The sequence below is a fragment of the Bradyrhizobium sp. NDS-1 genome (assembly GCF_032918005.1).
GTDB classification, from domain to species: Bacteria; Pseudomonadota; Alphaproteobacteria; order Rhizobiales; family Xanthobacteraceae; genus Bradyrhizobium; species Bradyrhizobium tunisiense.
Genome location: NZ_CP136628.1, coordinates 1,164,236 through 1,191,003, shown reverse-complemented (window position 1 = coordinate 1,191,003; position 26,768 = coordinate 1,164,236). Strand labels below are relative to the sequence as shown.

At 65.5% G+C, this 26,768-nt stretch carries 29 protein-coding genes; 11 read left to right on the top strand and 18 right to left on the bottom strand.

Features of this window, described 5'->3' with window-relative positions; genetic code table 11:
- Positions 1 to 775: 775 nt before the first annotated feature.
- Positions 776 to 1,543, top strand: a complete 768-nt coding sequence (locus RX330_RS05585; protein WP_317242329.1) for an IclR family transcriptional regulator — start codon at positions 776 to 778, stop codon at positions 1,541 to 1,543.
- A 318-nt stretch (positions 1,544 to 1,861) separates the two neighbouring features.
- Here the strand turns inward: RX330_RS05585 and RX330_RS05580 are convergent, their stop codons facing one another.
- From RX330_RS05580 to RX330_RS05560, 5 genes are all read right to left on the bottom strand, one after another.
- Positions 1,862 to 2,050 carry a hypothetical protein gene (locus tag RX330_RS05580; protein ID WP_317242328.1) on the bottom strand — a complete coding sequence of 63 codons (189 nt, stop codon included), beginning with the start codon at positions 2,048 to 2,050 and terminating at the stop codon, positions 1,862 to 1,864.
- Positions 2,051 to 2,184: 134 nt separating this feature from the next.
- Positions 2,185 to 2,766 carry a DUF1349 domain-containing protein gene (locus RX330_RS05575; RefSeq protein ID WP_317242327.1) on the bottom strand — a complete coding sequence of 194 codons (582 nt, stop codon included), beginning with the start codon at positions 2,764 to 2,766 and terminating at the stop codon, positions 2,185 to 2,187.
- Between the two features lie 152 nt (positions 2,767 to 2,918).
- On the bottom strand, positions 2,919 to 3,677 hold the full coding sequence (locus RX330_RS05570; RefSeq protein WP_317242326.1) for an SDR family NAD(P)-dependent oxidoreductase: 759 nt from the start codon (positions 3,675 to 3,677) through the stop codon (positions 2,919 to 2,921).
- Complete coding sequence (locus RX330_RS05565; RefSeq protein WP_317243846.1) at positions 3,674 to 4,846, bottom strand: ABC transporter substrate-binding protein; 1,173 nt, start codon at positions 4,844 to 4,846, stop codon at positions 3,674 to 3,676. Before RX330_RS05565 ends, RX330_RS05570 begins: the two co-directional genes overlap by 4 nt.
- A 148-nt stretch (positions 4,847 to 4,994) precedes the next feature.
- A complete protein-coding gene (locus RX330_RS05560) occupies positions 4,995 to 5,798 on the bottom strand; it encodes an acetoacetate decarboxylase family protein (RefSeq protein ID WP_317242325.1) in 804 nt (267 codons plus the stop codon).
- 167 nt (positions 5,799 to 5,965) lie between these two features.
- Between RX330_RS05560 and xseA the strand changes: the two genes are divergently transcribed.
- A complete protein-coding gene (gene xseA, locus RX330_RS05555) occupies positions 5,966 to 7,588 on the top strand; it encodes an exodeoxyribonuclease VII large subunit (protein WP_317242324.1) in 1,623 nt (540 codons plus the stop codon).
- A 219-nt stretch (positions 7,589 to 7,807) separates the two neighbouring features.
- Here the strand turns inward: xseA and RX330_RS05550 are convergent, their stop codons facing one another.
- A complete protein-coding gene (locus RX330_RS05550; RefSeq protein WP_212080182.1) occupies positions 7,808 to 7,957 on the bottom strand; it encodes a hypothetical protein in 150 nt (49 codons plus the stop codon).
- 209 nt (positions 7,958 to 8,166) lie between these two features.
- Complete coding sequence (locus RX330_RS05545) at positions 8,167 to 8,991, bottom strand: dienelactone hydrolase family protein (RefSeq protein WP_317242323.1); 825 nt, start codon at positions 8,989 to 8,991, stop codon at positions 8,167 to 8,169.
- A gap of 195 nt (positions 8,992 to 9,186) precedes the next feature.
- Here RX330_RS05545 and RX330_RS05540 point away from each other — a divergent pair, with 195 nt between their 5' ends.
- The gene (locus RX330_RS05540; protein WP_212080178.1) at positions 9,187 to 9,414 is read left to right on the top strand and encodes a DUF2093 domain-containing protein; all 228 of its coding nucleotides are present in this window, start codon (positions 9,187 to 9,189) and stop codon (positions 9,412 to 9,414) included.
- A 16-nt stretch (positions 9,415 to 9,430) separates the two neighbouring features.
- On the opposite strand, the gene RX330_RS05535 is transcribed toward RX330_RS05540, so the two are convergent.
- Positions 9,431 to 9,748, bottom strand: a complete 318-nt coding sequence (locus RX330_RS05535) for a hypothetical protein (RefSeq protein ID WP_212080176.1) — start codon at positions 9,746 to 9,748, stop codon at positions 9,431 to 9,433.
- Positions 9,749 to 10,230: 482 nt separating this feature from the next.
- Between RX330_RS05535 and RX330_RS05530 the strand changes: the two genes are divergently transcribed.
- Positions 10,231 to 10,428, top strand: coding sequence for a hypothetical protein (locus RX330_RS05530; RefSeq protein ID WP_212080174.1), 198 nt, complete (start codon positions 10,231 to 10,233; stop codon positions 10,426 to 10,428).
- A gap of 255 nt (positions 10,429 to 10,683) precedes the next feature.
- On the opposite strand, the gene RX330_RS05525 is transcribed toward RX330_RS05530, so the two are convergent.
- The 7 genes from RX330_RS05525 to RX330_RS05495 all read right to left on the bottom strand — a co-directional run bounded on the left by RX330_RS05525 (position 10,684) and on the right by RX330_RS05495 (position 16,803).
- On the bottom strand, positions 10,684 to 11,019 hold the full coding sequence (locus tag RX330_RS05525) for a GYD domain-containing protein (RefSeq protein ID WP_212080172.1): 336 nt from the start codon (positions 11,017 to 11,019) through the stop codon (positions 10,684 to 10,686).
- A 248-nt stretch (positions 11,020 to 11,267) separates the two neighbouring features.
- A complete protein-coding gene (gene lpxK, locus RX330_RS05520; protein ID WP_212080170.1) occupies positions 11,268 to 12,284 on the bottom strand; it encodes a tetraacyldisaccharide 4'-kinase in 1,017 nt (338 codons plus the stop codon).
- A complete protein-coding gene (locus RX330_RS05515) occupies positions 12,277 to 13,593 on the bottom strand; it encodes a 3-deoxy-D-manno-octulosonic acid transferase (RefSeq protein ID WP_317242322.1) in 1,317 nt (438 codons plus the stop codon). Before RX330_RS05515 ends, lpxK begins: the two co-directional genes overlap by 8 nt.
- The gene (locus RX330_RS05510; RefSeq protein ID WP_212080168.1) at positions 13,586 to 14,305 is read right to left on the bottom strand and encodes a lysophospholipid acyltransferase family protein; all 720 of its coding nucleotides are present in this window, start codon (positions 14,303 to 14,305) and stop codon (positions 13,586 to 13,588) included. The genes RX330_RS05515 and RX330_RS05510 overlap by 8 nt, the downstream gene beginning before the upstream one ends.
- A complete protein-coding gene (locus tag RX330_RS05505) occupies positions 14,302 to 14,544 on the bottom strand; it encodes a DUF4170 domain-containing protein (RefSeq protein WP_063197361.1) in 243 nt (80 codons plus the stop codon). Before RX330_RS05505 ends, RX330_RS05510 begins: the two co-directional genes overlap by 4 nt.
- A gap of 62 nt (positions 14,545 to 14,606) precedes the next feature.
- On the bottom strand, positions 14,607 to 15,353 hold the full coding sequence (locus RX330_RS05500; protein ID WP_410707527.1) for a 3'(2'),5'-bisphosphate nucleotidase CysQ: 747 nt from the start codon (positions 15,351 to 15,353) through the stop codon (positions 14,607 to 14,609).
- 58 nt (positions 15,354 to 15,411) lie between these two features.
- Positions 15,412 to 16,803: a TldD/PmbA family protein gene (locus RX330_RS05495; protein WP_317242320.1), complete on the bottom strand. Its 1,392-nt coding sequence runs from the start codon at positions 16,801 to 16,803 to the stop codon at positions 15,412 to 15,414.
- Between the two features lie 264 nt (positions 16,804 to 17,067).
- Here RX330_RS05495 and RX330_RS05490 point away from each other — a divergent pair, with 264 nt between their 5' ends.
- Complete coding sequence (locus tag RX330_RS05490; RefSeq protein ID WP_317242319.1) at positions 17,068 to 17,586, top strand: DUF6101 family protein; 519 nt, start codon at positions 17,068 to 17,070, stop codon at positions 17,584 to 17,586.
- Between the two features lie 84 nt (positions 17,587 to 17,670).
- Here the strand turns inward: RX330_RS05490 and ubiA are convergent, their stop codons facing one another.
- The gene (gene ubiA / locus RX330_RS05485) at positions 17,671 to 18,627 is read right to left on the bottom strand and encodes a 4-hydroxybenzoate octaprenyltransferase (RefSeq protein WP_317242318.1); all 957 of its coding nucleotides are present in this window, start codon (positions 18,625 to 18,627) and stop codon (positions 17,671 to 17,673) included.
- Between the two features lie 142 nt (positions 18,628 to 18,769).
- The gene (locus RX330_RS05480) at positions 18,770 to 19,435 is read right to left on the bottom strand and encodes a hypothetical protein (RefSeq protein ID WP_317242317.1); all 666 of its coding nucleotides are present in this window, start codon (positions 19,433 to 19,435) and stop codon (positions 18,770 to 18,772) included.
- Positions 19,436 to 19,646: 211 nt separating this feature from the next.
- Between RX330_RS05480 and RX330_RS05475 the strand changes: the two genes are divergently transcribed.
- The 6 genes from RX330_RS05475 to RX330_RS05450 all read left to right on the top strand — a co-directional run bounded on the left by RX330_RS05475 (position 19,647) and on the right by RX330_RS05450 (position 25,604).
- Entirely contained in the window at positions 19,647 to 20,393 is a 747-nt protein-coding gene (locus RX330_RS05475) for a 16S rRNA (uracil(1498)-N(3))-methyltransferase (protein WP_317242316.1), read from the top strand.
- A 132-nt stretch (positions 20,394 to 20,525) separates the two neighbouring features.
- A complete protein-coding gene (locus RX330_RS05470; RefSeq protein ID WP_317242315.1) occupies positions 20,526 to 21,677 on the top strand; it encodes an ATP phosphoribosyltransferase regulatory subunit in 1,152 nt (383 codons plus the stop codon).
- 4 nt (positions 21,678 to 21,681) lie between these two features.
- Positions 21,682 to 22,659 (top strand): ATP phosphoribosyltransferase, encoded by a 978-nt coding sequence (hisG, locus tag RX330_RS05465; RefSeq protein ID WP_212080149.1) that lies wholly within the window; start codon positions 21,682 to 21,684, stop codon positions 22,657 to 22,659.
- 100 nt (positions 22,660 to 22,759) lie between these two features.
- Positions 22,760 to 23,806 (top strand): glycosyltransferase family 2 protein, encoded by a 1,047-nt coding sequence (locus RX330_RS05460; protein WP_317242314.1) that lies wholly within the window; start codon positions 22,760 to 22,762, stop codon positions 23,804 to 23,806.
- Entirely contained in the window at positions 23,803 to 24,648 is an 846-nt protein-coding gene (locus tag RX330_RS05455; protein ID WP_317242313.1) for a ChbG/HpnK family deacetylase, read from the top strand. The genes RX330_RS05460 and RX330_RS05455 overlap by 4 nt, the downstream gene beginning before the upstream one ends.
- A gap of 125 nt (positions 24,649 to 24,773) precedes the next feature.
- Complete coding sequence (locus RX330_RS05450) at positions 24,774 to 25,604, top strand: DUF2076 domain-containing protein (protein WP_317242312.1); 831 nt, start codon at positions 24,774 to 24,776, stop codon at positions 25,602 to 25,604.
- 93 nt (positions 25,605 to 25,697) lie between these two features.
- Here RX330_RS05450 and RX330_RS05445 read toward each other — a convergent pair whose 3' ends face one another.
- Complete coding sequence (locus RX330_RS05445; RefSeq protein WP_212080144.1) at positions 25,698 to 26,510, bottom strand: L,D-transpeptidase; 813 nt, start codon at positions 26,508 to 26,510, stop codon at positions 25,698 to 25,700.
- Positions 26,511 to 26,768 lie beyond the last annotated feature (258 nt).

Genomic DNA, 26,768 nt, shown 5'->3' with positions numbered 1-26,768 from the left:
AACCGGGCTAGCCCCTTCCCCAAGGAACGCCCGGCTTCGCGAATGTCAGCAACTCCCTGCGACCCTTTTTGGCCGTCTCTTGTAGCTTCAGTAATACTGAACGTATGAGTCCGGTCAAGGGGTCCAACACAAAGGATTCTAATTTGAGAAAGACGAAGTTTACGTCCGACGAAGCTGTAGACGTTTGGTTGCGCTATTGGAGTGGCCAGCTTCAGCATGAAATTGCTGCCGACTACCGCATCAATGCGGGGCGCGTTAGCGAGATTCTGACTGAGAAGGACCACATCGGAAGCAAGCAAGTCGCAGCATCGAAGCGTTCTGCGTAAACTACGCGTTGGCGGGCGGCATCATGCCGCCCGTTTTCACTGAGAGCCGTAGGATGGGTTGAGCCCTTGCGAAACCCATCGCGCTTGTTTCGTGATAAAATCGCGTCATGATCGCGTACCGCGCGCAACTGTTCACATCAATCTGGTCAAGCACGGGCTCGTCAACCGGGTGCGTGACTGGGCGCCCTCCTCGTTTCACCGCCACGTCGAGCTTGGCAATTACCCGGTTGATTGGGCCGGCGATCAGTCGGATGACGGCCGGGATTACGGAGAGCGGGGATCGAGCAGCGATGGGTTTCGCAAGGGCTCAACCCATCCTACGAACTCGTCGAGCTCCCCGTCATTCCCGGCGCGCATCGGACTGACGACTTTTCGCGGCGCGACCGATCGGGTACATCGAAGGCCATTCCGCTCCCGGCACACGTGGCCGGATCGACAAGGCCTGATGCATGCCCCCAGAGAAACAGCAGCCCGGCGCGCCCGCCCTGGAAAAAGGGCTCGATCTTCTGGAAGCGCTGGCGGGCGCCGCACGCGGCCTCAGCCAGAAGCAGCTCGCCGAAGCCGTCGGCCGCTCCGTCAGCGAGATCTTCCGGATGCTGGTGGCGCTGGAGCGTCGGGGCTATGTCGCGCGCGACCCCGCAACCGGCGAATATACTCTGACGCTGAAACTGTTCCGGATCGCCTCGCAATTCCCGCCGACCGAGCGGCTATTGAAGGCCGCGCTGCCGGTGATGGAGCAGCTGGCCTCCCGCGTGCAACTGTCCTGCCACCTCACGGTGCTGCACGGCGAACAGTTCATGGTGATCGCCCGTATCGAGCCGGAATGGCTGATGGGCTGGTCGGTCAAGGTCGGCGCGGTGTTTCCGCTCACCCAGCAATATGCTTCGGCGAAGGTCCTGACGGCCTTTCAGCTCGAGGGCCGGCGCCAGGAGCTTGCGCAGGTCATCGCCGCCAATGACCGCATCAGCGCCAAGAAGGCGCTCGCGGCGCTCGACCGCATTTCCTCGGAGGGAGGAAATTTCTCCAATGACGACGGCTATACGCGCATCCTCGCCTATAGCTGCCCGATCATCGAAGCCTCCGGCCGCGCGGTGGCTGCGATGACCGTCCCGCTGGTGAGGCAGGATCAGATCCCCGCCAGCGAGGCCAGCACCATCGCTGCCGAGCTGCGCAGCGCGGCCAAAATTGTCTCCGAGAAGATCGGCGGCGTTTCCTGAACCGTGATGAGATCAGGTTTGATTGCTGCAACGTAGGCGCTCGACTTCCACAAGCGCAGGGCGATCGCATTTGGAGCGATCTCGCCTGAGGCCATCCTTCGAGACGCCCGCTCCGGCGGGCCCTCAGGATGAGGACGGAGTGTGTGACCGCAGTGTGAGCGGGCACGATGCCGCCAAGCGTCATCCTGAGGAGACCGCAAAGCGGTCGTCTCGAAGGACGAGGCGCGCGCTCAGGTCTTTCAACCAGCCGCAATCGCTTCAGCCGAAGCCAACACGCGCGATGGCGCAAGCAGGTCGACCGGTCGTGCTCGACTGCTTTCACGCCTTTTGTTTGTCTTCCGCGCTTTTTCCATCGGAGCTTTTCGAGCGCTCTTCGAAACGATCGGCCCCCTTGGCCAGATCGTGCCCCATCCTGCTCTCGTTCTTCGCTTCGTCCTTGGAGGTTGCTTCTCGCAAGTCTTCGGCAGCCTGCTCCCCCGCCTTCGACGATTTTCGTTTGTCATCCATTGGTGGCTCCTTCCTGATAAAGACGCCTCCCAGGAAGCTCGCTGGTTGATCCCGGATTGGACGTGCCAACGTTCCAATCAGATCACCCGGACATGGTTCCTGCTCCCGGACGTCAGCCTCGTTGGCCGGCGCTCTCAGCCGAGATCATGAAGCTCCTTGCCAAGCGGCGGCGCCAGGCGGAAATCGGAAAAGGCGACTTCCAACCCGGACCGCTCCGGCGTGCAGGCCATGGGTCCGACAAGATAGGAGGAACTCCGGGCGAATGGCGCAAGCCGCATCAGAGGCCATGTCTGTCCATCGTTGGATGCCTGCAAACGAAGGACGCCATGCGCAATCGTGACGCGCAGCCGGAAGTCACTGGGGTCGTGCTCATAGGGGGCTGTTGCCCAATCGGATTGCTCGTTGGTCAGCACGCTGGACAGCATGGCGCGCCCGTCCGAAAACTCTATCCCAGCCTTAAGCCAACGTCGTTCATCTATTCGCACCATCAGGCCCGCCTGATCGTAGAGCGTTTTGAAATCACCTCTGACACGAAGCTCGGCGGTGAACGCATCTCCCGCCTGAAAAGCGAGAAAGTGCCCGCTATCGCGGATAAAGCCGTAATGAGTTTCGCGCCAAAAATCGGTGGCCTGGTCTGTTTCCAGCCCGAGATAGTTGTCCGTTTCGCACCATTTTCCCGGCTCGTTCAACCAGACGCCGGCAGACTTCCCAAACATTCCTCATGCTCCATTGCAACGCCAGTGCAACCTGAGCACAACGCGTCTGTCCGCCCCCAGGTCCGCCTTGGGCTACAAGCAGCAATGCCTGGCCGATCATGAGATTTCCGCCCCTCGCTCCGGAGGCGGACATGCCTTGATGCGTACAGACCCTAGGCCAGCGTCATTCCGCCATCAACGACCCAGGCGGCGCCATTCACGTGCGCCGCCTCGTCGGAGGCGAGGAACGCTACGATGTTCGCGACATCCTGCGGCCGGCCATGAGCCCCCGCATCGCTTCGGCGCAAGGCAATGCCGCCGTTGCGCGCCTGGCCTTCCAATTCCCGGATCATGCGCGACTCCACAGGTCCGGGCAGAACGGCGTTGACCCTGATTTTCGTGCCGGCCACATCCAGCGCCGCCGTACGCGTCAGCCCAAGCACGGCGTGCTTGGAGGCGACGTAGCCGGCAAGCCCTGCACGCCCCCGGATCGCAGACGTCGAGGCGGTGTTGATGATGGCGCCCGTCCCACGCTGCATCATGCGTGCGAGCACGTGCTTGAGGCCGAGAAAGACCCCCTTCACGTTGACCTGCAGCAGTTGATCGAATGTCTCGTCCGGATATTCGTGGAGAGGCGCGACGACGCCCTCGATGCCGGCATTGTTGGCGAAAATGCCGATCGGTCCCAGGCGCTCTTCGGTCGCCTCGACGAAAGCGACCGTATCCCGAGCGAGCGAGACATCGGCGGGAATCGCGAGTGCCCTCGCCCCGGCCTGCTCGACCAGCCGCGCAGTAGCGTTGGCGGCCGCTTCATCGCGGTCGACGATCGCGACCGCAGCGCTCATCCGCGCCAGCCGCAGCGCGATGGCGCGTCCGATATCGCCGCCGCCGCCGGTGACGAGCGCCACCGGCCGCCGGTCACTTCCGGTCACGACTTCAGGAACTCGCAGCCGCCGTCTGCCAGAGGCCGCCAGGCCTCGGACGGCGCAATGGTCTTGACCAGCTTGTAGTAATCCCAGGGCTGCCTGGATTCCTCGGGCTTTTTCACCTCGAACAGATACATGTTGTGCAGCTTGCGACCATCGGCGCGCACGCTGCCCTTGCCGAACAGGGGATCATCCGTCGGCAGCTTCTTCATCTGCTCGACGACGGCCTTGCCGTCGCTGGAGGCGCCGAACGCATCCACCGCCTTGAGGTAATGCAACGTCGTTGCGTAGGCGCCGGCATGCAGCGCGGTCGGATAGCGGCCGTTGTTGCGCGGCGCGAAGCGCTTGGTCCAGGCACGCGTGTCGTCGTTCAGATCCCAGTAGAAGGCTTCGGTGAATTGCAGCCCTTGCGCGATCTTCAGGCCGAGCGAGTGCACGTCGCTGAGATACAGCACCGTCGCGACCACGCGCTGGCCTCCTTGCGGAATGCCGAATTCCACCGCCTGCTTGATGGAATTGATGGTGTCGCCGCCGGCATTGATCAAGGCGATGATTTCCGCCTTCGACGACTGGGCCTGCAACAGGAACGAAGAAAAGTCCTGCGTATTGATCGGCGTGCGCACGCCGCCGAGAACCTTGCCGCCGGCTTTCTGCACGACATTCTTGATATCGGCTTCCATGGCATGGCCGAAGGCGTAGTCGGCGGTGAGCAGGAACCAGCTCTTGCCGCCGCTCTCGACGACAGCGCGCGCGACGCCGGAGGAGAGCGCGTAGGTATCGTAGGTCCAGTGCACGAGGTTCGGCGAGCACGCCTTGCCGGTCAGGTCGGACGAGGATGCGCCGGAGACCAGCAGCGTCTTGTTGTTCTGCTGCACGATGTTGCGAACCGCGAGCGCGACGGCTGAATTCGGCGCATCGACGATCACGTCGACGCCCTGGCGGTCGATCCACTCGCGCGCGATATTGGCACCCACATCGGCCTTGTTCATGTGGTCGCCACTGATGATTTCGATCGGCCGGGTCATCTTGTGGGCCGCCTGGAAATCCTCGACCGCCATTTTGGCCCCCAGCACCGAGCCCGGACCGGTGACATCCGCATAGAGGCTGGACATGTCCGTCAGCACGCCGATGCGAAGCGATTTCGTCTCTTGCGCCTGCGCGCCGAGACCTGTCATGCCCAAGGCAAGGCCACCAGCGCCGGCCAGCAGCCCACGGCGGCTCACCCGATATCGATCGACCATCTCAAATCCTCCCTGCCTCGCCCGTGCTTCTGCACGTTGATTTGCCGCCCGCACGTGCATTGCGCGCAGGCTGATCTTGTCGTTACGGAACGAGCCGTTCGATGAGCCGCCGGTCTTCGACCTCGAATCCGCCGCCATACACGTCCGACACCATGAAATGCGCGCCCAGGATTTCCGGATCGAGGTCGGCGATGGGATCGTACGCGCTGGCGTGCAGGGTCATGGTGGCGCGGCCCGGCGCCGGCTTGGAATATTTCAACGGCGTGCGGCGATAGACGATGTCGGCATAGGCGGTGGCGAGCCGCTCGGGATCCGGCAGGCGACGCACGTGGATCTCGCCCGCCGGCAGTTCGTCGCCATCAACAATGCGTATGACAGGTGCCGAACTGTCCGGCGTGAAGGAGAAATCGGCGAGCGGAATGCCGCGGCGCCGGACCCACCCCGTGATCGATCCGTCGGGATGCTCATCGAACGCGTAGTGGGTATCCTTCTTCGTGTAGCCGAACACCTCGCGCCCGGCGCAGATCCCCATGGGATCGCTGCAATACATGAAGATATGCGTCTCGGTGAACAGCCCCTTGTAGCGCACCGGCACGGAGATCATCAGGTCGAACATCTCGCCGGCGTGCACCGCCAGCGAATGCCCGGGCGAACGCATGAAGCGGAAGGCGACGCGATCGCTCGCGATCTCGAACGGGGTGTCGGCAAGCAGCGCTGCGACCTTGCCCGGCGCGACGCGGGTCATGACCTCGACGGTGCGCAGGGTGCAGCCCCACTCGACAGGATAGGCCGGCGAATAAGGCGGGTTGACCCCGCTGTTCGGCTTGAGCCGGTACGGCCCGAACATGCGTCCGCGCGGGTCGTTGGGATCGGTGACCACAGCCATCAGGTCCGCTTCCTCATTCATATATGATTTTTAGTTTTCATATATGAAATACAAGACGAGTCAAGCCCCGCTCACCGGGGCCTGCTCGAGGCACCGAATCGATTGGCGCGGCGCGGCGAAAATCCTTAACGTCGGGCTCGATCCCCCCAACCCGAATCGTTTGCTAGATGCCGCCTGCGGAACAACTGAACAACGCGTTCGAATTCACCGTCTCCGAGCTCTCCCAGTCCCTGAAGCGGACGGTGGAGGACACCTTTGGCCATGTCCGGGTCCGGGGTGAGATCTCGGGATTCCGCGGCGCCCACTCCTCCGGCCATTGCTATTTCGCGCTCAAGGACGAGAGCGCCAAGATCGAGGCGGTGATCTGGAAGGGCGTGCACGGCCGGATGCGCTTCAAGCCCCAGGAAGGGCTCGAGGTCATCGCCACCGGCAAGCTCACGACCTATCCGGGCTCCTCGAAATACCAGATCGTGATCGAGGCGCTGGAGCCCGCCGGCATCGGCGCGCTGATGGCGCTGATGGAGGAGCGCAAGAAGAAGCTCGCTGCGGAAGGCCTGTTCGACGAGGCGCGCAAGCAGCTCTTGCCCTGGCTGCCGGAGGTGATCGGCGTCGTGACCTCGCCGACCGGCGCCGTGATCCGCGACATCCTGCACCGGCTGGAAGACCGCTTTCCCCGCCGCGTGCTGGTGTGGCCGGTCAAGGTGCAGGGCGAAGGCTCGGCCGAGCAGGTCGCGGCCGCGATCCGCGGCTTCAACGCGCTGCCCGAGGGCGGCAGGATTCCGCGGCCCGACGTGCTCATCGTCGCGCGCGGCGGCGGCTCGCTGGAGGACCTCTGGTCGTTCAACGAGGAGATCGTGGTGCGCGCCGCGGCCGAGAGCATGATCCCGCTGATCTCGGCGGTCGGGCACGAGACCGACATCACGCTGATCGATTTCGTCGCCGACAAACGCGCGCCGACGCCGACGGCCGCGGCCGAGATGGCGGTGCCGGTGCGCAGCGATCTGTTCGTCGAGGTCGCCGATCTCGGCCGTCGCACCCGCGCCTATTGGCAACGCGCGCAGGAGAGCCGCCGCAGCGAATTGCGCGCCGCCGCGCGCGCGCTGCCGGCGGCCGGGGATCTGCTCGCGATCCCGCGGCAACGGCTGGATTCGGCGGGCGCCTCCCTGCCCCGCTGTCTCAAGGCCAACACGCACGCGCATTTCCGAAGGTTCACCGCGGCGAGTTCGAAGCTGACGCTGCGGGTGCTGCACGGCCAGATCTCGCAGGCCGACCATCGCCTGACAGTGTGCGGCGAGCGGCTCGGCCTCTCCGCGCGCTCGCTGCTGCGGCGGCGGCGCGACCGCTTTGCCGGGCTCGAGGTGCGCCTGCGCGCCTCAAAGCTCTCCAACGCGCAGGCGCAGCGCAATGCGATTGCCCGCCAGCGCGAGCGCACGCATCGCCTCGGCGAGCGCGCCGGCCGCGCGCTCGTCACGTTGCTGCAGCGGCTAGAGGCCCGCGTCGAGAACAGCGGCAAGCTGCTCTCCGCGCTGTCCTATCGCAGCGTGCTCGCGCGCGGCTTCGCGCTGGTGCGCGATGAAGCGGGCCATCCGCTGCATGCGGCTGACAGCGTCGGGCCGAACGCGCGGCTCGAGATCGAGTTCGCCGATGGCCGTGTGGCGGCGACGGCGGATGCGGATCGGCCACCGCCTGCCGCCAAGCGCGCGCCGTCGCAGGCCAAGCCGGCCGCGCAAGACGCAAAGGCCGCACCGAAGCGCGTGGCCAAGCCTGTGGATCAGGGCAGCTTGTTCTGACTGCGAAGGCGGCATTCCACCCTCGCTGTCATCCCCTGCCTTGTGCGCAATTGCGCACTGGCCGGGCGATGACGCCGGGTGTGTGGGGCGAGTGCAGCCACAAACTCGTCATTGCGAGCGCAGCGAAGCAATCCAGAATCTTCTCCACGGAGAGAGTCTGGATTGCTTCGTCGCAAGAGCTCCTCGCAATGACGGAGTATTGGGAGGGAGCGTGCGTGCCTACCGGCAGGACAATCCCGCGTCGATCGTGGTCCAGAAGCCGCAATGTTCCGGCGCGCGCAAGGGGGCGCCGGCGTGGGCCTCGTAGAGGAAGATCGCGACGGTGAAGACGACCAGGGCGGAGGAGAAGAGGACGATGCGGTTGCGCATGAGGATTGCGTTGAATCGACATCGTGGTCGAACTAAGGCGCCGTCACGTGCTGAAACCGGCGCCACTCGCCACTCGTAGGTTTTGGGTCGGCCATTCTCCGTGCAGGGCGGTGGTCGATGCGGGGCTGTCCGCCCAACGTTGTTCCTCGGGCGGCCCCGCTTCCGCCTTCGCTTCTAACGAGCTACGGCGCGACAAGTCCGCATCCGACCTAACGCGCCAGCCACTCCGCGACATCTTTCTGCGATTGCGTGCGCGCCTCTGCATCCGTGCCGAGATGGACGCGTTCGGACGCGGCGGCATCGTCGCTGCCGGCAGCCGCGTGCCGTGGCGCGTTGGCGCGGTCGAAATCGTGATTGGCGCCGGGATAGACCACGATGCGTGCCAGTGCGCTGCGGCCACGCGCGCCCTCGACCATCTGGCGGCAGGCCGGCGGCGACGAGACGTCGTCATCGGCGCCGATCAGCACCAGGGTCGGCACCCGCGTGCTCCAGCCGAGGCCGGCGGAAATGCGGCAGTCCGGATAGAACGCGATCGCGGCGCGGAAATCGGGCCCCGGATCGCGCGCCGCGCTCTGCGGGCGCACGGCCCAGAGCAGCGCGCTCGCGCCATTGGCCCAGCCCATCAGGCTGACGCGGTCGCGCGCCACCCAGGACTGCTTCATCAGCCAGGCACGCGATGCTGCGACATCCGTGACGCGCTCGCGCCGCGCCTTGACGTGCATCTCGCTGACGCGGCATTGCGGCCCGAGCTCGCGCGAGCCGTAACTGTCGGGCAGCAGCACGGCATTGCCCGCCCTGAGCAGCCGCTCGGCCCAGTCGCGATAGCGCGGCAGCACGGGATCGGAATGGCTACCGAGCCCGCCGCAGCCGTGCAACGCGATCACGGTCGGAAACGGGCCCTCCCCTGCGGGCTTGTAGAGCTGCGCATGGAGGATGCCGGACGCCAGCGGAATGTCGACTGCTTGCGGCGCCGGCGCGGCGCGCGCGGCCGACATCAGCAGCGACAGGAACAGGGCGGTCAATCGAAGGCGCATCGGACTCTGCCGTAGGAGATGCCGGAACCAGCGATCCCCGGCGCGACGCGCCATCACGCGGAAACGGCTGCAAAACATCACAAACCGGTGGGTTTACCGGGCGGACAAGCCGCCCTATCTATGCTACATCCCGTCCAACACATCGTGCCCTCCAGGGGTTGCCCCGGAAGCGGCCTTCCACGGAGACTTTCGACCGTGCTGAACAAGTTCGGCCCCTCGGGCCATGGCGAAGCGCAGGTGCAGTATCTCGACGGCGACTTCCGCGTGATCTCGCCGGGGACCTTCGTGCGTTGTGCCATCACCGACACGCGGATTCCGCTCGACGAGCTGAAGTACTGGAGCGTGGATTTGCAGGAGGCCTACGCCACCCCGGCCGCCGTGCTGCAGCGGCATTTTCCCGGCGCGCCGAAGCCGCAGCCGTGAGGCCCATGGCGCGCGGCTATCGCTGCTCCGTGCCATCGGACGAGCCTACGCAAGTGTTGATGAAATCCTTCCGGGCCTTCCCGACGATCTTCTGATCGATCGCCTGCTTCAGGCAATCCAGGCGCGCCTGCGCCATGCAGAGCTGCATCTGGTCGCGCTTGTCCTGTCCCTGCAGAGCTTGTGTCGTCGCCAGGCACGTGACCCGCTTGGTCGCGGGAACGGGCACCGTGCCGGCCGGATTTGCCGGAGTTGTCGGCGGACTCGCTTGTGCAAGCACCGGCGCAATGCTCAGACACACAAGGCTCGCGGCGACGGCGGCAGACGGCAGCTTCATCGAACTCTCCTGATGGTCCGGAAGCGATAGACTCTTTGCGATGAATGCCCCCTGAATGAGAGGATGCCGCAACTCCGGCAACGCGCACGCTTCGGCCGGCCAGAACGCGCGGTGCAGTTCTCTCGGCATCATCGAGATGCGGACATTGCTCGCGCGCACCTGGGTTGCGCGTCTGCGACCGAAATGGTCTCCGTCGAATCGGCCTGCGTTGCATCGAAGAGCGCGTGCACTCCGTGGTTACTCATTTCGCGCTGTAGTTGGATTTGCGCCGCGCCTTGGCGCCCTTAAGTTGTTTGACGAAGTCTCGGTGAAACACAGCACTGCTATATTGCAGGTCAGGTCGTTGGGGAATCGAGCGACCGGACGGCCATCGAGCTTCGGATTTGCCGCCGTCTGTGAACGGCCTCATATGGAAGAGCCGATCGGCGGACTACGATCGCCTCGGAAACTCGCGGTGGAATATCTGTAAATCGAAGGCAACGATGGGGGTGATCATGCCCACCATATTAGACCTGCTCTATCGTGAATATTGCCGCGCCCGTCTCGCTGAAATGCGCAAACAGCTTCTGATCTCAGCTAAACGCTCTGAAGCGTTCGAAGCAGATCATCGCCCTGCGGAGCAGGATGACGATGGGATCACGGAGGCACATCGCAAGACCGGTCACGTCCTGCCGAGTTGAAGCGACCCGACACGGCGATCTCTCCCGCGTAGCAGTGACCAAGCAACTGGCAGCAGTTTGGGAGTCAGCAATGAATACACCCGAGTGGTATGCCGTCATCGCGACCTGCATCTCGTGCCTGACCATTGTCGGTTTGATGGCCGTCGGGGCGTGGTGAGCAGGTTCCCATGCCTCTTTGCAGACATGGTTCCGATTTCGACATGAGCACAGCCGCTGCGTCGTTCGACTGCGGCGGCTGTGCGTTAGATTCGGACGTCAGCTTCCAGGCGGGGTATACGAAGAACGCAGCTTCGCCGCGTTCTGGCGGACATGCTTGATCTCGTCCTGCGTGAACAACCGAACCAGTTTCACGTTCTGCAGGGTGCCCGCCGTCACGGTCAGGCCGGAAATGGCCGGAGCCGTACTCGGATCAGGCACATCGAAGATCACCAGGACGCCGGGACCGTCGGCAGCAACGCTGTACATTGAAATCAGCTTTCCACCGGCCGCTTCAATGAGCTTCCTGGCGGCCTCCTGGCGATTGGTTGCCGGGTTTTCCAAGATGGCGTTGAGAGCGCGTGGTGTGTATTGGCCGGTGAGGCAAAAATGCATGGCATGTTCTCCTCTGCTTTTGGCAATGACTCTCCGTGCCGCTCCGAACTGGTCGTTGCGGCCGTCGCACCTGAAATAATGAAGATCGCGCCCGCCGTGGGCATAAACGCCGTCTATGATTGCCGGGAGTTCGGCACGTCCTGGTGACGGCTCTCTTGGAAGGCTACATCAGTTGCCAGGTGTGCGGAAGAGAATTCGTCCGCCGCGCTTTACGAGCTACGGCAGAGACGCTTGCCTAATACACGAGATCAACGCGCGCTGAACCGCCGCTCGCGCGCCCTGTACAGATGATCGCTGATCAACTGCCGCAGCTTTGCCGGCTCGTCGAACTCGAGTTGCACCGCGAACGACACGATGCCGTCGGACACGCCTTCACGGCCGCGCAAACGCGCGAGATCCTTTTCCGTGGTCACCAGCGTGAGCTGCTCGCGCTGGGCCTCGACGGCGAGGGCGGCGAGCTCCTCATTCGAAAACTTGTGATGGTCGGCGAAGGCACGCGTGCGCGCGACGTCGATGCCGCCGGCACGAAGGGTGCGGAAGAAGCGGTCGGGATCGCCGATGCCGGCGAAGGCGAAGACCCGCTTGCCGGATAGCTGCGCGAGCGATGCAGCAACGGGCTTCAGGTGCGCGCGCAGCTCCGGCTTGTCGCGCTTGGCAAGCTCTGCCGCGACGTCGTTGGCGGCGCGGCCATCGCCGATCAGCACCAGCGCATCGGTGCGCCCGAGCTGCGCCTTTAGCGGCACGCGCAGGGGACCGGCGGGAAACACGTTGCCGTTACCGAGGCCGCGCTCGCTGTCGATCACGATCAGCGAGGCGTCCTTGAGCAGGCGCGGGTTCTGAAAACCGTCGTCCATCAGGATAACGGTGGCGCCTTGCGACTTCGCCAGCGCGGCGCCATCGAGGCGATCACGCGCGACCGCGACAGGGACGTCGCGCGCCATCATCAGGGGTTCGTCGCCGATATCGGCCGCGGTGTGGCGTGCGCGGTCGACCATGACCGGGCCTTCGAGGCGGCCGCCATAGCCGCGGCTGAGCACCACCGGCGTCTCACCGAGCTCGCGCAGGAGTCTGGTCAGCGCCAGCACGGTCGGCGTCTTGCCGGCGCCGCCGACATGGTAATTGCCGACACAGATCACGGGAATGCCGGCGTCCGCGCCTTTGCGCACCATGCGCCGCTCGGTAATCGCGCCGTAGAGCAGAGCCAGCGGCTGTAACGCATAGGACGTGAAGGAGCGCGGCCGGTACCAGAAGGCCGGCTCACGCATTGGCGGCCCCCATCTCGATCCGCAATTGCAGCAGATAGGGCTCGAGCGCCGTCATGGTGCGCTCCAGTGCGCCGCCGAGCTGTTCGACCACGCCGCTGCCGGCGCGCTGCATCTTGTCGCGCGTGACGGGATCGGCCAGCAACTGGCCGAGCTGCTTGACCAGCGCCTCCTGCGTGTCGGCCTGCCGCGCGCCGCCGCTCGCATCGAGCGCCGCATAGACATCGGCGAAGTTGAACACGTGCGGACCATGGACGATCGCAGCACCCAACTTGATCGCCTCGATCGGGTTCTGCCCGCCATGATGGATCAGCGACCCACCCATGAACACGATGGGCGAGAGCCGATAGAACAGGCCGAGCTCGCCCATGGTGTCGGCGACATAGATATCGGTCGTCGCCGTCGGCAGTTCCTCGCGTGAGCGCAACGCCGGCTTCAGGCCCGAGGCCGTGATCTGGCCTGCGATCGAGGAGCCGCGATCGGGATGCCTCGGCACGATCACGGTGAGCAACTGCGGGAAGAAACCGACGAGGCTGCGATGCGCAGTGACCAGCATCTCGTCCTCGCCCGGATGGGTCGAGGCCGCGACGATGATCGGCCGCCCGCGCGTCATCGCCATCAGCCGCTCGAGCCTGGCGGGATCGGCCGGCGGTGCCGGCACGTCGAGCTTGAGATTGCCGGTGGTGACGACGTCGCGGCCGCCGAGCGCGGAGAAGCGTTCGGCATCCGTCTTCGACTGCGCCAGGCAGATGTCGAACCGCGACAGCAGCGCCGAGATGGTGCCGTGCATACGCTGCCAGCGCGGGAACGAGCGCGGCGACATCCGCCCGTTGATCAGCACCATCGGCACCCGGCGCGCTGCGCCGGCGAGGATCAGGTTCGGCCACAGATCGGATTCGATGAACAGCGCCAGCGACGGCGTCCAATGGTCGAGGAAGCGCGCGACATAGCGGGGGGAGTCATACGGCACGTACTGATGGATGACGTCGGCCGGAAAGCGCTTTGCGACGACGGCGGCCGAGGTGACGGTCCCTGAGGTGAGCAGGATGCGCAAATTGAGATCGCGCAGGCGCTCGATCAGCGCCGCGGCGGCGAGCACCTCGCCGACACTGGCGCCGTGGATCCAGACGAGCGGGCCATGCGGCCGCACGTCCCGGGACAGGCCCCGGCGCTCGCCGACGCGCGCGGGGTCTTCCTTGCCCTGCTTCAGTCGCCGCTTGATCAGCGCAGGCGCGAGCGGCACGAGGCCAGAGGCCAGGCGCCGATACATCCGCAGCGTGATCGGCAGCGCAATGGGCAGCGATTTAGGCATCTTGAGGCCCCGGGCGGCCGAGTTGCGCGTAAGCGCGGCGGGTCGCCTCGTTCAACGTCTCTTCCAGCTCCAGCCGCAGCGCTTCCATCGCGGCGGCGTCGGCATCCGGGGGAACGTGAATTTCCTTGATGCCAACCAATGCGCCGCGCCCGAATGGCAGATTGATGGTGGTGCGGTCCCAGTTCTTCAGCCGGATGAACCGGCTGGTCGCCATCGCGAAAGGCATGATCGGCCGCCCCGATTCCCGTGCCAGCATGATGATGCCGAGCCCGGCCACGCGCGCGCGCTTGGGGACATCGGCGGTCAGCGCGACATTACAGCCGTCCTGAAGCGTCCGCACCATTTCCTTGAAGGCGCCGACCCCGCCCTTGCGGTGGAATGCGCCGCCATGATCGCCGGAACCGCGGATCAGGCCGATGCCGAGCCGTTCCACCGCGATGGCGTTGAACTCGCCGTCACGGTGACGGGAGATCAGCACCTTGGCCCGATAGGAGGCCTTGTTCTGGTTCTTGATGAAGGGCGTAAGGAAATGCTGGCCGTGCCAGAACGCGAAGATCGCAGGGAGCTGCGGCTCAACCCGCGCATAGACGTCGGGCGGATCCAGCGTGAATTTGTTGGTCCGCCAGACCAGACGCAGATATTCGGCCGCCAGGACCCCGACGGCACGCTGAAACCAGCTGCTTCGCAGCGTATTGCGAAGCAGTTTTTTCAACGTGCCGGTTCTTGATTCGGGTCGAGCAGCCGGTGGAGATGGACGATGAAGTAGCGCATCTGCGCATTGTCGACCGTGCTCTGCGCCTTGGCCCGCCAGGCGGCGTGGGCGGTCGCATAATTCGGATAGAGGCCGACGATCTCGACGTCGTCGAGATTCTTGAAGGTGTTTTGCGTGAGATCGACGAGCTCGCCGCCGATGACGAGGTGAAGCAGTTGTTGCGGGGCACTATCTGGCATGAGTTCTGTTCCTAACGGGCTGCCCGGCAAAGCAGTGTTCGAGAAGCACGACAAAAAGCGCCTTAGGCCAAGGGACGGTTTCGAAAATGCGCGACAATGCCCGCATGACGATCGCGTCCCGCTGCCACCAGCACCCCGTGCGCCACTTCCCGGCGGTTATAGAGGATGGGTTCTCCGGAGAGGTCGCTCATTCTACCACCCGCTTCCTGCACGATCAAATCGGCCGCCGCAAGGTCCCAATCATGGCTGTTGCCGCCCGCAAAAGCCGCATCCAGTGCGCCATGGGCGACCCGGCACAGGCGCAGCGCGAGCGAACCGATTCGCGGATGCAGCTTGATCTCGCCGAGTGATGGCTTGAGCCGTTCGACCAGCGGTTTCGGGCCGGCGACGCGCGCGAAATCCAGCCCGGATCCCGGCGAAGCCTGCACGGCCGCGCCATTGAGCGTGGTGCCCTGGCCGCGCGCGGCGAAGAAGAACTCCCCGCTCGTCGGCGCGAACACCGCGGCCAGCACCGGCGATGCATCCTCGACCAGCGCGACGCTGACGCACCATTCGTCATGGCCGCCCAGATAGTTGCGCGTGCCGTCGATGGGATCGACGATCCAGGTCAGCCGCCGCGACAGCCGCGCCGCGTCGTCGGCGCTCTCCTCGGAGAGCCAGCCATAGTCCGGAGTCGCCGCGCGCAGGCGGGCTTCCAGCAGGTCGTTGACGGCGATGTCGGCTTCCGACACCGGCGAAGAGGCGCCCTTGGTCCACTTCTTCAACTCGGTGCGGAACATCGACTGCGCCAGCGCGCCCGCTTCCCGCACCGTGTCTTGCAGCAGCGCCGCGTCGCGCGTCAGGATGGCTTCGCCAGGGGAGTTCGCGTCAACGTCCGCCAAGCGTCAAACCCTCGATGCGCACCGTCGGCGCATTGATGCCGTAGCGGAACTCGAGATTGTTCGCCGGCTGCATCGACTTGAAGATTTCGAACAGGTGGCCCGCGATTGTCACCTCGCTGACGGGATAGGTGATCTCGCCGTTCTCGATCCAGAAGCCGGAGGCGCCGCGGCTGTAATCGCCGGTGACGCCGTTGACGCCGGAGCCGATCAGATCGGTGACGTAAAATCCCTGCTTGATGTCGGAGATCAGCTCGGCCGGGCTCGGTGTGCCGGGCTCGAGATGAAGATTGTAAGGGCCGGGCGACGGCGAAGACGACACGCCGCGATGGGCGTGGCCGGTGGTGGTGAGGCCGAGCTCGCGCGCGGTGGCGCAGTCGAGCAGCCAGGTCGTCAGCACGCCCTCGTCGACCAGCGCGATCTTCTTCACCGCGACGCCTTCGGCGTCGAAGGTCTGCGAGCGCAGGCCGCGCTTGCGCAGGGGATCGTCGATGATGCGGATGTTCTTCGCGAACAGCTGCTGGCCGAGCTTGTCCTTCAGGAAGCTGGTCTTGCGCGCGATCGAGGCGCCGTTGATGGCGCCGACGACATGGCCGACCAGGGAGCCGGCGACGCGCGGATCGAACACGACCGGCACCTTGCAGGTCTCCACCTTGCGCGGATTGGAGCGCGCCACCGTGCGCTCGCCGGCGGAACGGCCGACGGCGTCCGGGGACAACAGGTCGGCGGCATGCGGTGCCGAGGTAAAGTCGTAGTCGCGCTCCATGCCGGTGCCTTCGCCCGAGATGGCGGTGGCCGAGATGCCCTGGCTGGAGCGCAGATAAGAGCCGTGAAACCCGGTCGAGGTGACGAGCACCATGCCGCCGATGCCGGCGGAAGCGGAGGCGCCGCCGGATTTCGTGACGCCCTTCACGCCGAGCGCCGCAGCTTCGGCCGCGAGCGCGCGGCGCTCGAGCTCGCTGGTGGCAGGCACGTCGGGATCGAGCAGATCGAGATCGGGGAAGTCGCGCGCGAGCAGCGCGGGATCGGCGAGGCCGACATATTTGTCGTCGGGCGCAACGCGCGCCATCGCGACCGCGCGTTCGGCGAGCTTGGTGACGGCATCGCCGCTGACGTCGTTGGTCGAGACCACCGCCTGGCGCTGGCCGACCAGCACGCGCAGACCGACATCATCGCCCTCGGACCGCTCGGATTCCTCGACGCGGCCGTCGCGCACCTCGACACCTTGCGAGACGCCGCGCACCGCGACCGCATCGGCCGCGTCCGCGCCGGCGCGCCTGGCAGCCTCCACCAGCCGCTGCGCGAGATCGGAGAGCGCGGACTGATCGAACAGGTCGCGATTGGCTTTAGGCGAAAGCGTTGAGCTTGGTGAAGAGTTCACGAACGAAATCCTGTTGGGGCGGGGTTCGGGACCGGAACCCACAGATGTGCCCTAATGGCGCGGACTTCAAGCATTTTCAGCCCGCCAAAAGCTCAGATTCGCCGGTTGCGCGCAACGTCTCGTCAATCATGCGCGCCAAGCTCTTGTCAATCATGAGCAGCGGTGAGGATGGATTAACCAGCCTTTTTAAGCGGTTTCGGACGAGCGCGCGCTAAGGTCCTCGCATCGACCGGGAATATAATCCCGGCGGGGAGAACTAGAGCCGTGAGGCGTCAAACAGCAACATGCGGGGTCGGTCCCGCCGGGTCGAGCCGCTCTCTGCGGCTCGACCCTCTTTCCCTCCCGGTCCGCTTCGATGCGCATGATCCGCGCGCCGACGGATACACGAGGCAGATCGAGCTTCATCGCGAGCGTGTCGTGCTGCGTCGTGCCGTCCGCGGCATGCAGATGGCGATCAACGTCCGCGTCAGCGACTTCACCGGTGTCGCGCTGCGCGGCAATGACGAGGCGCAAGCCCTCGTGCTCGTGCATCGCGATCCCTCGCTCTCGGTGCCGCTGCTGGTCGGCGTTGATAGCGAAGAACTCGCGGAAGCCTGGGCGGTCTGGAGCGAGCTCTTCGCACTTCCGCAGCTCGACGAAGGTGCGCGCAAGCCCGCAGCCCGCCGCCGCCGCGCCAATGCGATCCGAGCCCGCCGTCCGAAATTCCTGATGCGCCGCCGTGTTGCGATGGCGCGCGAGCTCACCGTTCATCAGGGCGAGCGCGAGATCATCGCCAGGAATTGAACGACAATCACGGTGCCGTAGGGTGGGCAATGCGAAGCGTGCCCACCTTTCTATCGATCATTGAAAGATCGTGGGCACGGCGAGCTACGCCGACCGCATCACCGCGTCGGCCAGCAACCCCGCGAACAGCATCAGCCCGGCATCCCTGTTCGAATAGAACAGGCGCTTGCACAGCTCGGGATCGTCGATCCGCAAGCGCGCGATCTGCCACGCCAGATGCGCGGCGAAGGCGGCAAGCCCGAGCCAGGCCGGCCAGCGCGCATCGCCCGAAGCCAGCGCGACGCCGATCAGCATCACCGCGACGCCATAGAACAGGATCAGCGCCTGATGCGTATGGGCGCCGAACAGGCGCGCGGTGGATTTGACACCGATCAGCGCGTCGTCCTCGGCGTCCTGATGCGCATAGATCGTGTCATAGCCGATCACCCAGGCGATCGAACCGGCATAGAGCACCAGCGCGGTGACGTCGATGCGTCCGAAGGTGACGGCAAAGCCCATCAGCGCGCCCCAGGAGAAGGCGAGCCCGAGAAAGACCTGCGGCCACCAAGTGACGCGCTTCATGAAGGGATAGATGGCGACGATCAGGAGCGAGGCGATGCCGGTCATGACGGCAAAGCGGTTGAACTGGAGCAGCACGACGAACCCGACCAGCGCCAGAGCGACCAGGAAGGCCAGCGCCTGCTTCACGGTGATCTGCCCCGCGGGCAGCGGCCGCGAGCGGGTGCGCTCGACCTTGTCGTCGAGATCGCGATCGGTGATGTCGTTCCAGGCGCAGCCCGCCCCGCGCATCGCGAAGGCGCCGACGAGGAACAGGACGATGGTGAGCGGAAGGTCGCGGACGTCATGCGCCATGCCGCTCGCGAGCGCTGCCGACCACCAGCACGGCATCAGCAGCAGCCAGGAGCCGATCGGACGATCGAAGCGGGACAGGCGCAAATAAGGCCGCGCCCATTGCGGCGCACGCGTATCGACCCAATTGCCGGTGGAATCGGCAACGCGGGCGGATGTGCTAGTGCCCAGTTTTCGAAGTTCGTATTCCATCGCGGCGTATCCCGGTACGAACTTCGAAAACTACAGGGGCACTAGCCAGAAAATCTCAATTCACGTGCCGCTTATCGATTTGAAGTTCCTATCAGGATCTCGCGACGAGCATCGTAGGAACTTCAAATCGGCGGCACGTGTATCATCGCGTGAGGACGTTGCCGTTGAGCGTATCGAAGGTGCTGCCGCCCTTCTTGCCGGCATTGGCCTCAGGTGCGGAGCCCGACCCCAGCACCTCGCTCAGCGACGGGCCGGCCGGACCGCGAGGCTGGTTCTGCATCTGTGCCGCGACGTTGCAAACCTTGGTCGCCATGGCCTCGGTGTTCTTGTGGCCGGCCTTCATCTGATCACCGACCTGCGCCGGGATTCCGCATTTGGCGGCATTGGCCTCGATGTACTTGAGCATCTTCGACTCGGCCTGGCTGAAATTGCGGATCAGCTTGCAGGCCTCGTCCGGCGCCGCATGACGGTCGCTCGCGGCCTTGATCAGCTTGCCGCGCTTCTCGGCTTCTTCGCGCAGGGGCATGAACGCCTTCATGCAGTCCTCGCCGGGACCGGCTTGCGTCGGCGGAGCTGCGCTGAACGCGCCAGCGCCCCCGAGGGGCGCAGCGCCATTCACGGGGAAGGACGATTGCGACGGCGCCGTGCCGACCGAAGCGGTCGGCGCCGAGCCGTTCACGGGGGGAAACGCGGAACTGGTGGCAGCCTGATTCGGCAGCGGCGCCGGGAAGGCGCTTTGCGCATAGGCGCCCGCGGCGCTCAGGGTGACCATGGCGGCAGTGATCGGAACCATCAAATGACGGATCATCAAGAAGGTCTCTCCGGCAGGAGCTTACGGGGTCCGGCGTCTTCCCAATTGAAGCGCAACCAGCGTGCTCGCGATTTTACGATTCCCGCCGGCCCTTAACAACCCGTCGAATAGGGCAAGAGCGCGGCGCGCCGACGCACGAGCTTGGCAATATTTACCCCCGAAATGGCTGCTTTCGGTTAATAACGGCCTCAAATTGGACTTTTGAACGATGCCTTCCCACGATTTTCGTGCTCCCCGCCTGTTCGTCGATGCTCCCCTGGCCCAGGACGCCAGGGTCGCGCTCGACCGCGACCAGAGCAATTATCTCGGCAACGTGCTGCGGCTTGCCGCGGGGGCGGAGGTTTTGGCGTTCAACGGCCGCGACGGCGAGTGGCAGGCCGCCATTGAAGGCCGCAAGCGGCCGGACGGCCTCGTCATCCTTCAGCAGACCCGGCCGCAGGACCGGCTCGCCGACCTCGCTTACGTCTTCGCCCCGCTCAAGCACGCCCGGCTTGACTACATGGTTCAGAAGGCCGTTGAGATGGGCGCCGCGACGCTGCAGCCGGTTCTGACCCGGTTCACCCAGGCCTCCCGGGTCAATACCGAGCGAATGCGGGCCAATGTCGTCGAGGCCGCCGAGCAATGCGGGATTTTGAGCATCGCCAGCGTCGCCGAACCGGTAGCCTTGGAGCGCTTCCTCAGCCAGCGCCCGGCCGACCGCCTGCTGATCTTCTGCGACGAGGCGGCCGAGGTCGAAAACCCGGTTCAGAGCCTGCAAGCCGCGCCGGCGGCTGGACAAGGTATTGACGTCCTGATCGGCCCCGAAGGCGGCTTTGCCGAAGAGGAACGGGCCCTGCTGCTGCGGCAGCCCAAGATCCTTCGGCTGGCCTTGGGCCCCCGGATCATGCGGGCGGACACCGCCGCGGTGGCGGCGCTGGCGCTGGTGCAGGCGGTGCTGGGCGATTGGGGCAACTGATCCCGGCATTGCCCACCCGTTAAGCGATTGATCCTTTGGAGGTCGAAACCGCGCATCGGCCATGCTAAGGGCTGCGCCAATCCTGTCCTTATCCCTTGCCTGCCCGGTTCCACCGGGACGATGGACCCCGTTATGACCGCGACTGCCACCACGAATGCTGCCGGCTCCGCCGCCTGGGCGGATACGCTGCTCTTGTCGTTCGCGCAGGCCGGTTACGTCAGGGCCGAGCCCGCCATCCTGCAGCCGGCGGAGCCGTTTCTCGACCTCTCCGGCGAGGACATCCGCAAAAGCCTGTACCTGACGACCGATCTGTCCGGCGAGGAGCTGTGCCTGCGCCCGGACCTGACCATTCCCGTTGCCCGCGACTATCTCGCCTCCGACCGCGCCGGCCAGCCGGCGGGGTTCAGCTATCTCGGCCCGGTGTTTCGTTACCGCAGCGGCCAGGCCAGCGAATTCCTCCAGGCCGGTATCGAATCGTTCGGCCGCCAGGACCGCGCCGCGGCCGATGCCGAGATGCTGGCGCTGGCGCTGGAGGCGACCGCGGCCTTCGGCGTCCGCGACGTCGAGATCCGCACTGGCGACGTGGCTCTGTTCAACGCGCTGCTCGACGCGCTCGACCTCTATCCGGTCTGGCGCCGCCGCCTGGTCAAGGATTTCAACCGCAAGATCAGCCTGGAGCAGGATCTGGAGCGGCTGGCGGCCGCGACCACCGCTGGCCCCAGCGAATACCAGGGCGTGCTCGCCGCGCTCGCCGGTTCCGACCGCAAGGCGGCGCTCGCCTTCGTCACGGATCTGATGTCGATCGCCGGCACCACCAATGTCGGCGGGCGCACCACGGCCGAAATCGCCGATCGCTTCCTCGAGCAGTCGACGCTGAAGGGCGGCGCGCTGCCGCGCGAGGCGATCACCGTGCTCAAGCGCTTTCTGTCGATCGCGGGCAATCCCGACGACGCCATCGCCGCGCTGCGCGCGCTCACCTCTGATGCCAAGCTCGACCTTGCCGCGGCCATCGATCAGTTCGAGAGCCGGGTCGGCTTCATGGCCGCACGCGGCATCGACGTGAAGCAGACGCGCTTCTCGACCGCGTTCGGACGCGGCCTCGACTATTACACCGGCTTCGAATTCGAGCTGCATCATCGGGGCAACGGCGCCGAGCCGCTGGTTGCCGGCGGCCGCTATGACGGGCTGATGACCCAGCTCGGTTCAGTCGAGCCGATCCCGGCGGTCGGCTTCTCGGTCTGGGTGGACGCGCTGACCCGGATCGGCCGCAAGGTGGGAGCGTAAAATCATGAGCGCGCCATTCGTTCTGGCCGTTCCCTCCAAGGGCCGCCTGCAGGAAAACACCGAAGCCTTCTTCGCCCGCGCCGGCCTCAAGCTGTCGAAAGCCGGCGGCGCCCGCGACTATCGCGGTACCATCGCGGGCCTCGACAATGTCGAGGTCGCCTATCTCTCGGCGAGCGAGATCGCCGCGCAGCTATCGCGCGGCCTGGCGCATCTCGGCGTCACCGGCGAGGACCTCGTGCGCGAGACCATCGCGGACGCCGACAAGCGCGTGTCGCTGATCGAAGGGCTCGGATTCGGCTATGCCGACGTCGTCGTCGCGGTGCCGCAGGCCTGGATCGACGTCCGCACCATGGCCGACCTCGACGACGTCACCACCGGCTTCCGCGAGCAGCATCACATGCGGATGCGGGTCGCGACCAAGTTCGTCAATCTCACCCGCGCGTTCTTCCAGGCCCACGGCATCAGCGATTACCGCATCGTCGAGAGCGCCGGCGCAACCGAAGGCGCGCCGGCGGCCGGCAGCGCCGAGCTGATCGTCGACATCACCACGACCGGCGCGACCCTCGCCGCCAACGGCTTGCGGGTGCTCGACGACGGCGTGATCCTGCGCAGCCAGGCCAATCTCGTTGCGTCGAAGGAGGCCGACTGGTCGCCGCAGGCGCGGGAGACGGCGCGAATCATTCTCGATCACATCGCAGCGCGGGCGCGGGCCAACAAATACCGCGAGGTCCGCACCCGCTTCCGGCAATGCGACGCTGCCCTGCTCGGCGAAGCCCACAACCGGTACGGCGTCGAGACCCCGTTCGGCGGACCGACCTCGTCAGGCATGCTGACGTTGCACTGCCCCCCGGGGCAGCTCTATGCGCTGGCAAGCTTCCTGCGCGAGCATGGCGCCGAGACCGTCTCGGTGGTTTCGCTCGACTATGTGTTCGACCGGGAGAACCCGCTGTTCGCCAAGCTCGAGGCGTTCCTGCGGCGATGAGCCCCGGGTCCGTTCGGCTTTTCCGTTCAGCTTTGCGACAGCAAACGGCAGCTACCATATGCTGTTGAGATGACTTTGAACGCTTCTGGAACCTTGATCGATGACGCTGGGCTCTGACGTGTCAGGCATGACGACCACCGCGGGCAGCGCCGCCGCGAAGGGACTGTCGATCGTCGTCCCCGTCTACAACGAGGCGGCGGGCCTTGCCGCCCTGCACCAGCGAATCTGCGATCTCGCGAAGACCATGCGGGAGCGCTATCGGCTGGCTTGCGAGGTCGTCTATGTCGACGACGGCAGCAAGGACGCGACGCTCTCGATCGCGCGGTCATTGCCGGCCGATTCGATCGGCGTCCAGGTGGTGTCGCTGTCGCGCAATTTCGGCAAGGAGGCGGCGCTGATGGCCGGCCTCGACCACGCCCGGCTCGGCGCCGTCATGTTCATGGACGGCGACGGCCAGCATCCGCCGGCCCTGATCGAACAGCTGGTGCGGCACTGGATCGATGACGGCTACGACGTCGTCTACACCGCCAAGGCGCATCGCGACAACGAGGGCTTCCTGCGCCGCGTTGCCGTGCACGGCTTCTACGCGCTGATCAATTGGGGCGCGCGCCAGAAGATTCCCGAGGACGCCGGCGACTTCCGCCTGCTCTCGCCGCGCGCGGTCGCCGCCCTCAGGCAGCTGCCGGAACGCAACCGCTTCTTCAAGGGACTCGCCAGCTGGATCGGCTTCCGCCAGATCCGCGTCGACTACGAGCCCGCGGCGCGGGCCCATGGCGTCACCACGTTCAACGCCGCAAGCCTGCTTGGCCTGTCGATCGAGGGCCTGACCTCGTTTTCGGTCGCCCCCTTGCGCTTCGCGAGCCTGCTCGGGGTCATACTCGCCGGTGGCGCCTTCCTGTTCGGCCTTTCGATCCTCTGGGAGGTGTTGACGACCGGCAAGCAGGTGCCCGGCTATCCCTCGCTGGTGATCGGCTTGATGACGATCGGCGGCGTGCAGCTCATCATGATCGGCATCGTCGGCGAATATATCGGCAAGATCCTCTCCGAGCTGAAGGCGCGCCCGATCTACTTCGTCGCCGAGCACAGTGAAAAGCACTTCGAGGCGGACAAGGCTGACGACGCCGCGAAGCGGACGGCGGCCGAATGAACGCGGCCGCGGACCTGCGGCGGATCTGGCTCTGCGCCGACGATTACGGCATCAGCCCGGGCGTCAACCGCGCCATCCGCGACCTGATCGAACGCGGCCGCCTCAACGCCACCTCGGTGATGATGGTGGGCCCGGCGATCGCGCGCAGCGAGGTCGAGGCGCTCCAGGCGTCCGCGACCACGAGCCCGCGCTGCGCGATCGGATTGCACGTGACGCTGTCGGCGCCGTTCCGGCCGCTGACCATGCACTTCCGTCCGCTCGACGGCGACATGTTCATGCCGTTTCCGAAGCTGTTGCGCGCCGGCTTGGTGCGGCGGCTCGACCCTGAATTCTTCCGCAACGAAGTGAAGGCGCAGCTCGCCGCCTTCGCGGAGGCGTTCGGCCGCGCGCCTGATTTCGTCGACGGTCATCAGCACGTGCAGCTCTACCCGCAGGTGCGCGACGGCTTTGTCGAAGCGGTCGCCGAAGTCGCGCCAAACGCCTGGGTGCGTCAGGGCGGCCGAGACCTGCCGCTCAGGGAGCGGCTGGCCTCTCCCAAGGCCATGGTGCTCGATATCCTCAGCGCGCAATTCCGCCGCCGCGCCGGCAGCGCCGGCCTCAGCTTCAACCCCGGCTTTGCCGGTGCCTATGACTTCACGCGGGTGGCCGATTTCGGCGAGCTGATGCGGCAATTCCTGGAAGGCCTGCCGGACGGCGGCCTCGTGATGTGCCATCCCGGCTTCGTCGACGATGTCCTCGCCGGCCTCGACCCGATGACCGATGTCCGCGAACGCGAGCACGCGTATCTCTCAGGCGATGCCTTCGCGCGCCTGCTCGCGGACAGCGGCGCCACGCTAGGATGAAACCGGCGAAAAGGGTGCGGGAGGGCAGCTTGTCGCATACCGAAATTTAATCCGGCCGGCACTGTTGGGGCCACAATGGAACCCTACATCTGCCTCGCGCTTGGTTTGCGTAGAGGAGATAGATCATGACGCCGCAGGAACGCCAGCTCGTTGACGACCTTTTCGACCGGCTTTCAAAGCTGGAAAGCGCACCACGCGATCCCGACGCGACCGCCGCGATCTCCAGCGGCTTGCGCAAGGCGCCGAGCGCGATCTACGCGCTGGTGCAGACCACGCTGTTGCAGGACGAAGCGCTGAAGCGCGCCCATGCTCGCATCCAGGAGCTGGAAGCGGGGCAGGCCCCCGAGCAGGCACAGTCCGGCGGCTTCCTTGATTCCATGCGCGAGTCCCTTTTCGGCGGCGGTCCGTCGCGGGGCTCGGTTCCGAACGTGCCGCCGCGCGACGCGCGGCCGGCCTGGAACACCGGCCAAGCCATGCAGCAGTCCCAGCCGGGCTACGGCCAACCGCCTTACGGACAGCCCTATGGCCAAGGTCCTGGTCAAGGCCCCGGTCAGGGCTTTGGAGGATCGCCGGTCGGCGGCGGCGGCTCGTTCCTCGGCACGGCGGCGGCGGCGGCGGCCGGCGTGGTTGGCGGCTCGCTGCTGCTCTCCAGCATCCGCGGCATGATGGGCGGATCGAATCAGCAGGCGTTTGGCGATACCAACGCCTCGGGCGATCGCAGCCCCTGGGGAGGAAGCGGCGACCAGTCATCCGGCGGATCGCTCGCGCGTGACGCGGGCGTCAACGACATCGGCTCGAAGGGCGATTCCCGCCAGGGCTTCTTCGACCAGGCCTCGAACGACGATCGGAACAACAACGATCAGAACTACGGCGACAATCACGACGACGGCAACATGGACATGGCCGACGACAGCGATTTCGGCGGCGGAGACGACGGCGATAGCGATTACGCGTAAGGGCCAGTCCGTACCTTTGCAAACGAGAACGGCCGCCGATGAGGCGGCCGTTTTCATGACCAGCTTCTCCCGTTGCGGGAGACGAGTGAAGAGTCAGAGCACCACGACCTTGGTGCCGACATTGACGCGGCCGTAGAGGTCGATGACGTCCTCGTTGCGCATGCGGATGCAGCCGGAGGAGACGTTGGTGCCGATCGTCCAGGGCTCGTTGGAGCCGTGGATGCGGTACAGCGTCGAGCCGAGATACATCGCGCGGGCGCCGAGCGGATTGTCCGGACCACCCTCCATGTGCCGGGGAAGGTCGGGGCGGCGCGCGATCATTTCCGGCGGCGGCGTCCAGGCCGGCCATTCGCGCTTGGCCGTGATCGACTTCACGCCGGACCAGGTGAAGCCGGGACGCCCGACGCCGATGCCGTAGCGCATCGCCCTGCCGTTGCCTTCGACGAGATAGAGGAACTTGTTCGGCGTATCGACCACGATCGTGCCGGGACTTTCCTTGCCGCTATAGTCAACAGACTGTTTCTCGAACCTCGGATCGAACGGACGCTGCCGCGGATCGGCCGCCTCCTGCTGGAGCGTGCTTTGCTGATATCCGCCTTGCAGTTGCGGCTCGCCCATCGGCGGCAGGCGGCGCTGATCGTAATAGCCGGGCTGCTGCTGATACACCGGTTGCTCCGGCGCGTAGGCCGGACCGCGGCCGGGACCGTCGCCGAACAGGAACTCGATGAAGCCGCCGCCCATGTTCGAATTGGATGCGACGCGCACCGGCGCCGGCGGCACCCGCGGCTGGTAGAGCACCGCAGGCGGATCGTTTGGCACCGAATTGTCGAAGGCGCCGGCACTGGTTGCGCCGGCAATGAGGATGCAAGCGCTGCCGAGCAGCGCAACAGACATTTTCTTGAACATCGACGTACTCTGTACTGTTTCGTCTAGATCACATGCGCCGTGGAGGGCTGATGGCCGGTCCGCGCCCCTCGACGTGGTCAATAAAAAGCAAAAGCCGTTTTGTTTGGTAAACGTATCGGGCGTTTGGATTCACCACGTCGTCAACCGAGGGGCAATTTGGCGATCAGCGTTTATTTTCGATGAACGCGGCGCGGCCATGGTTAATCGCTTCTTTGCGCGCGGTCGCGCGACGCCGCACAACAGTTCCTGCTGTGAACT

Bases quoted from the DNA above. Each gene is read 5' to 3' on its own strand.
- RX330_RS05470 (WP_317242315.1), top strand. From the start codon at position 20,526: ATGACCGCGACTGCCACCACGAATGCTGCCGGCTCCGCCGCCTGGGCG.
- ubiA (WP_317242318.1), bottom strand. From the start codon at position 18,627: ATGGAATACGAACTTCGAAAACTGGGCACTAGCACATCCGCCCGCGTT.
- RX330_RS05460 (WP_317242314.1), top strand. From the start codon at position 22,760: ATGACGCTGGGCTCTGACGTGTCAGGCATGACGACCACCGCGGGCAGC.
- RX330_RS05580 (WP_317242328.1), bottom strand. From the start codon at position 2,050: ATGGATGACAAACGAAAATCGTCGAAGGCGGGGGAGCAGGCTGCCGAA.
- RX330_RS05575 (WP_317242327.1), bottom strand. From the start codon at position 2,766: ATGTTTGGGAAGTCTGCCGGCGTCTGGTTGAACGAGCCGGGAAAATGG.
- RX330_RS05505 (WP_063197361.1), bottom strand. From the start codon at position 14,544: ATGCCAGATAGTGCCCCGCAACAACTGCTTCACCTCGTCATCGGCGGC.
- RX330_RS05455 (WP_317242313.1), top strand. From the start codon at position 23,803: ATGAACGCGGCCGCGGACCTGCGGCGGATCTGGCTCTGCGCCGACGAT.
- RX330_RS05525 (WP_212080172.1), bottom strand. From the start codon at position 11,019: ATGCATTTTTGCCTCACCGGCCAATACACACCACGCGCTCTCAACGCC.
- RX330_RS05445 (WP_212080144.1), bottom strand. From the start codon at position 26,510: ATGTTCAAGAAAATGTCTGTTGCGCTGCTCGGCAGCGCTTGCATCCTC.
- RX330_RS05560 (WP_317242325.1), bottom strand. From the start codon at position 5,798: ATGGCTGTGGTCACCGATCCCAACGACCCGCGCGGACGCATGTTCGGG.
- RX330_RS05530 (WP_212080174.1), top strand. From the start codon at position 10,231: ATGGGGGTGATCATGCCCACCATATTAGACCTGCTCTATCGTGAATAT.
- lpxK (WP_212080170.1), bottom strand. From the start codon at position 12,284: ATGCGTGAGCCGGCCTTCTGGTACCGGCCGCGCTCCTTCACGTCCTAT.
- RX330_RS05565 (WP_317243846.1), bottom strand. From the start codon at position 4,846: ATGACAGGTCTCGGCGCGCAGGCGCAAGAGACGAAATCGCTTCGCATC.
- RX330_RS05550 (WP_212080182.1), bottom strand. From the start codon at position 7,957: ATGCGCAACCGCATCGTCCTCTTCTCCTCCGCCCTGGTCGTCTTCACC.
- xseA (WP_317242324.1), top strand. From the start codon at position 5,966: ATGCCGCCTGCGGAACAACTGAACAACGCGTTCGAATTCACCGTCTCC.
- RX330_RS05545 (WP_317242323.1), bottom strand. From the start codon at position 8,991: ATGCGCCTTCGATTGACCGCCCTGTTCCTGTCGCTGCTGATGTCGGCC.
- RX330_RS05515 (WP_317242322.1), bottom strand. From the start codon at position 13,593: ATGCCTAAATCGCTGCCCATTGCGCTGCCGATCACGCTGCGGATGTAT.
- RX330_RS05480 (WP_317242317.1), bottom strand. From the start codon at position 19,435: ATGATCCGTCATTTGATGGTTCCGATCACTGCCGCCATGGTCACCCTG.
- RX330_RS05450 (WP_317242312.1), top strand. From the start codon at position 24,774: ATGACGCCGCAGGAACGCCAGCTCGTTGACGACCTTTTCGACCGGCTT.
- RX330_RS05535 (WP_212080176.1), bottom strand. From the start codon at position 9,748: ATGAAGCTGCCGTCTGCCGCCGTCGCCGCGAGCCTTGTGTGTCTGAGC.
- RX330_RS05475 (WP_317242316.1), top strand. From the start codon at position 19,647: ATGCCTTCCCACGATTTTCGTGCTCCCCGCCTGTTCGTCGATGCTCCC.
- RX330_RS05585 (WP_317242329.1), top strand. From the start codon at position 776: ATGCCCCCAGAGAAACAGCAGCCCGGCGCGCCCGCCCTGGAAAAAGGG.
- hisG (WP_212080149.1), top strand. From the start codon at position 21,682: ATGAGCGCGCCATTCGTTCTGGCCGTTCCCTCCAAGGGCCGCCTGCAG.